Raw genomic sequence first — 3,200 nt, forward strand, 5'->3', positions numbered from 1 at the left:
CAGGGAAGGCCAGCGCGTGGGCGATACTGGGATTGAACCAGTGGCCTCTACCGTGTCAAGGTAGCGCTCTCCCACTGAGCTAATCGCCCGAGTTTGTTCCGGTTTGGTGCCTTGTTGCTGAGGCGGAGGCGGGAATCGAACCCGCGTACAGGGCTTTGCAGGCCCTTGCCTAAACCACTCGGCCACTCCGCCAGGGAGGCCGGGACGGGCTTGACCTCTGACCTCACACACGCTCGAGCGGACGACGGGATTCGAACCCGCGACCCTCACCTTGGCAAGGTGATGCTCTACCAGCTGAGCCACGTCCGCGCGCCCCCGCCTCTCAGCGGGTGCAGGTAGCACTCTAGCGGACGATGCGGGGGATCGTCGAATGACCCGCCGTCTGCTGTGTCTGCGATGTGAAGTCTCTGTGTCGTTGCCTGTCCGCTGGCACCGGTTGCGCTTGCCGGTTGTCAAAACGTGCTGGTCGGGCCGCGTGCCGCGGGCCCGGGCGCCGGTAGCGTGATTCGGATGGACGGCGCGACTCGGGACAGCCCGGACCGTGGCCGGCAGGCCAGGCCGGGGGGTGTCTTCATCGGTGCTGGCAGGCCGGGGACGCAGGCCGTGGGCGGGCGGATGGAGGCGCGGCGCCGCCCGCGGTGGCGGCCGGGGTCCTTCATGGTCGCCGGTGGCCAGCTCGCGACCGGTGTGATCGACGTCACCGATGATCTGGCCGCGCTCGACCGTGCTGGCTTCTGGGGGGTTGTGGCCGACTTCGAGGGCGCGGCGCGGTGCGTGCGTTTCGCGGATGTCCGGCCCGCGCCCGCGCTGACGGCGATCGCGGGACGGCCGTGGCACGGCCCGCCCCGCGACGCGTGGACGAGCAGCCTGGACCGGGACGGCTATGTCGCCGGGGTGCGGCGTATCCGTGCCGAGATCGCCGCCGGTGAGGTCTATCAGGTCAACCTGTGCCGGGTGCTGTCCGTGCCGGTGGCCGTGGTGGGCGGTGAGGCGGTCGCGGCTCTCGGGGCGGCGCTGGCGCGCGGCAACCCGGCGCCGTACGCGGCCGTGATGTACGTCCCGGAGGCGGACATCCGAGTGCTCAGCGCGTCCCCGGAGCTGTTCCTGTCACGACGAGGTGACGTAGTGCGTTCGGGGCCCATCAAGGGGACGGGCCGGGTCGCGGCGGACCTGCTGGAGAAGGACATCGCCGAGAACATCATGATCGTCGATCTGGTGCGTAACGATCTGGGCCGGGTCGCCCGTCCGGGTGGGGTGAGCGTCCCGACGTTGTGCGCGCTTGAGAGCCATCCGGGGCTGGTGCATCTGGTGTCCACTGTCGAGGCGCGGCTGCGGCCGGGTGTCGGCTGGCCCGGGCTGTTCGCCGCGAGTTTCCCGCCCGGGTCGGTGTCGGGTGCTCCGAAACTGAGCGCCCTGCGGGTTATCCGGGAGCTGGAGCCGGCGGCGCGCGGGCCCTACTGCGGCGCGATCGGATGGGTCGACGCCGACCAGGGGCTGGGTGAGCTCGCGGTCGGCATCCGGACGTTCTGGTTCGCGGCCGGCCGGCTGTGTTTCGGTTCCGGCGCCGGAATCACCTGGGGGAGTGACCCGGAAGGAGAATGGCGTGAAACGGAGCTCAAGGCCGAACGGCTACTGAGGATCTGTTCGTCCGTCCCGACCTGACCGGGCCATTGGGTTCCTGACATGTTAAGCTCTGACCGGGCCATTGGGTTACAGCGTCGTTGGTTGCCGCACGGAATTACCCGTGGCATTCCCTGAGACGATCCGCGGCCTGATGTGACCTGCGGCTGGGATGAGCTGCCCATGACTGACGGCGTCCACTGGAGACGCCGTCCGGTCTGGTCCCGATTCGTGTGCCGGACGGTTTTCCGTGCGATGGTCGGGCTACGGGCAGCCGACCGCCGGGCGGTCCTGCCCGGCTGACAGGGCACGTCGGCCACCTGGAGGATCTGCGGAGATCCGCGGGATCCGCGTTGCCGGGCGTCCTGGGGTGGTCAGGCGCGGTCAGGCCGGGACGACACCGGGTGCCCCGGCCTGGGCGATGTCACGTCTGCGGGCCGCCCCAGATGAGCAGCGCGAGCTCCGCGTCCAGATCGACGACTTCGCTTTCCCCACCGAGAGGCACCACCGAGTAGGTGCGGCGCAGGAACGACAGCACCTCGGACCGAGGCATCTCGAACAACGCGTGGCCGGAAGGACTGGACAGCGACAGGCAGACAATCCGCCCGCCGGACTGGGCCGCCGGCCACACCTGCACATCGCCGTCGCCGGCCGGTCGCCGGACGCCGTCGCTGAGCAGCTGGCGGGCGAACGTCCACTCGACAACCTCGTCCGCGCCGGTACGGAACCCGATGCTGACCGCGTAGGGATCCGCCGGTTCGTAGCGCATCGTCGCCGCCACCGGGACGGGCGCTCCACCAGGAACGACAAGCCGAAGTGCGAGTTCTGCTGTGATGGAATCATGACGAATTGTCATCGGGCGGCCTCTCAGTGCTGCGGTGGTTCGGGCGAGCACCCGTGTAACGAGATGGTTCCCTCTTTGAGGCTCGTTGGAAACAAGGTTATGCGACTTGAACATCCGTTACGCCGGTTCGGGAGAGTTGCCCGGCATGGCGCAGGTACGCGGACCGCGACCGCCCGTCGGAGACGGCCGCGCAGCCCATCCGTGGCCGCCTGGGTCGGTGAGCGTCATGTGGCAGAACCCCCGTAGGTTGATTACCCTTCGTATTCGTATTGCAGGTGCTGTCGTGCCTGATGAGATGGGGTCTACCCCTCTCATGGCCGTCCCAATCGGGGCGAGTTGTGTTCGGATCGTGACCGACGAAACCTCGCTCCGCGAGCCCTGATGTGACCGACATCATGGGCCACACCGGACAGGCCGCACAGGGCCACGTGGCCCCGTCACCGCCTCCCCGCCAGCTCTCCCCGTCCTGTTGGGACGGCGTTGACAGCCGTCCCGTCCGACCTGCCCCAGCGGCGTAGTAAGCTTCATCCGTCTCCGGGCGTATAGCTCAGTGGTAGAGCGCTGCCTTCACACGGCAGAGGTCCGTGGTTCGAAACCACGTACGCCCACGCGTTGGCCTTCCTTGCTCGCCGATCTTTGATCGGCTTCGCCGGGGGCGCGATGTCTGCCCGGGGGCCGAGCCCCCGGAGCCCCCACGGTCCTGGGGTGGGGTGGTCGCGGGACCCGCGATTGGTGG

General features: G+C 68.8%; 2 protein-coding genes and 4 tRNA genes. 2 read left to right on the forward strand and 4 right to left on the reverse strand.

The window, feature by feature from the left end:
- Positions 1–17: 17 nt before the first annotated feature.
- The 3 genes from AC5LSR_RS19910 to AC5LSR_RS19920 all read right to left on the reverse strand — a co-directional run bounded on the left by AC5LSR_RS19910 (position 18) and on the right by AC5LSR_RS19920 (position 309).
- Positions 18–89, reverse strand: a tRNA-Val gene (locus tag AC5LSR_RS19910).
- 31 nt (positions 90–120) lie between these two features.
- Positions 121–192 (reverse strand) — tRNA-Cys (locus tag AC5LSR_RS19915).
- A 44-nt stretch (positions 193–236) separates the two neighbouring features.
- Positions 237–309, reverse strand: a tRNA-Gly gene (locus AC5LSR_RS19920).
- 201 nt (positions 310–510) lie between these two features.
- Between AC5LSR_RS19920 and AC5LSR_RS19925 the strand changes: the two genes are divergently transcribed.
- Positions 511–1,662, forward strand: coding sequence for a chorismate-binding protein (locus AC5LSR_RS19925; RefSeq protein ID WP_493465419.1), 1,152 nt, complete (start codon positions 511–513; stop codon positions 1,660–1,662).
- Positions 1,663–2,044: 382 nt separating this feature from the next.
- Here the strand turns inward: AC5LSR_RS19925 and AC5LSR_RS19930 are convergent, their stop codons facing one another.
- Positions 2,045–2,389, reverse strand: a complete 345-nt coding sequence (locus AC5LSR_RS19930) for an SsgA family sporulation/cell division regulator (protein ID WP_237702742.1) — start codon at positions 2,387–2,389, stop codon at positions 2,045–2,047.
- A 611-nt stretch (positions 2,390–3,000) separates the two neighbouring features.
- On the opposite strand from AC5LSR_RS19930, the gene AC5LSR_RS19935 reads away from it, so the two are divergent.
- Positions 3,001–3,072, forward strand: a tRNA-Val gene (locus AC5LSR_RS19935).
- The last annotated feature ends 128 nt before the right edge of the window (positions 3,073–3,200 follow it).

The organism is Protofrankia sp. CiP1_Cm_nod4 (genome assembly GCF_982290645.1).

Bases quoted from the DNA above. Each gene is read 5' to 3' on its own strand.
- AC5LSR_RS19925 (WP_493465419.1), top strand. From the start codon at position 511: ATGGACGGCGCGACTCGGGACAGCCCGGACCGTGGCCGGCAGGCCAGG.
- AC5LSR_RS19930 (WP_237702742.1), bottom strand. From the start codon at position 2,389: ATGCGCTACGAACCGGCGGATCCCTACGCGGTCAGCATCGGGTTCCGT.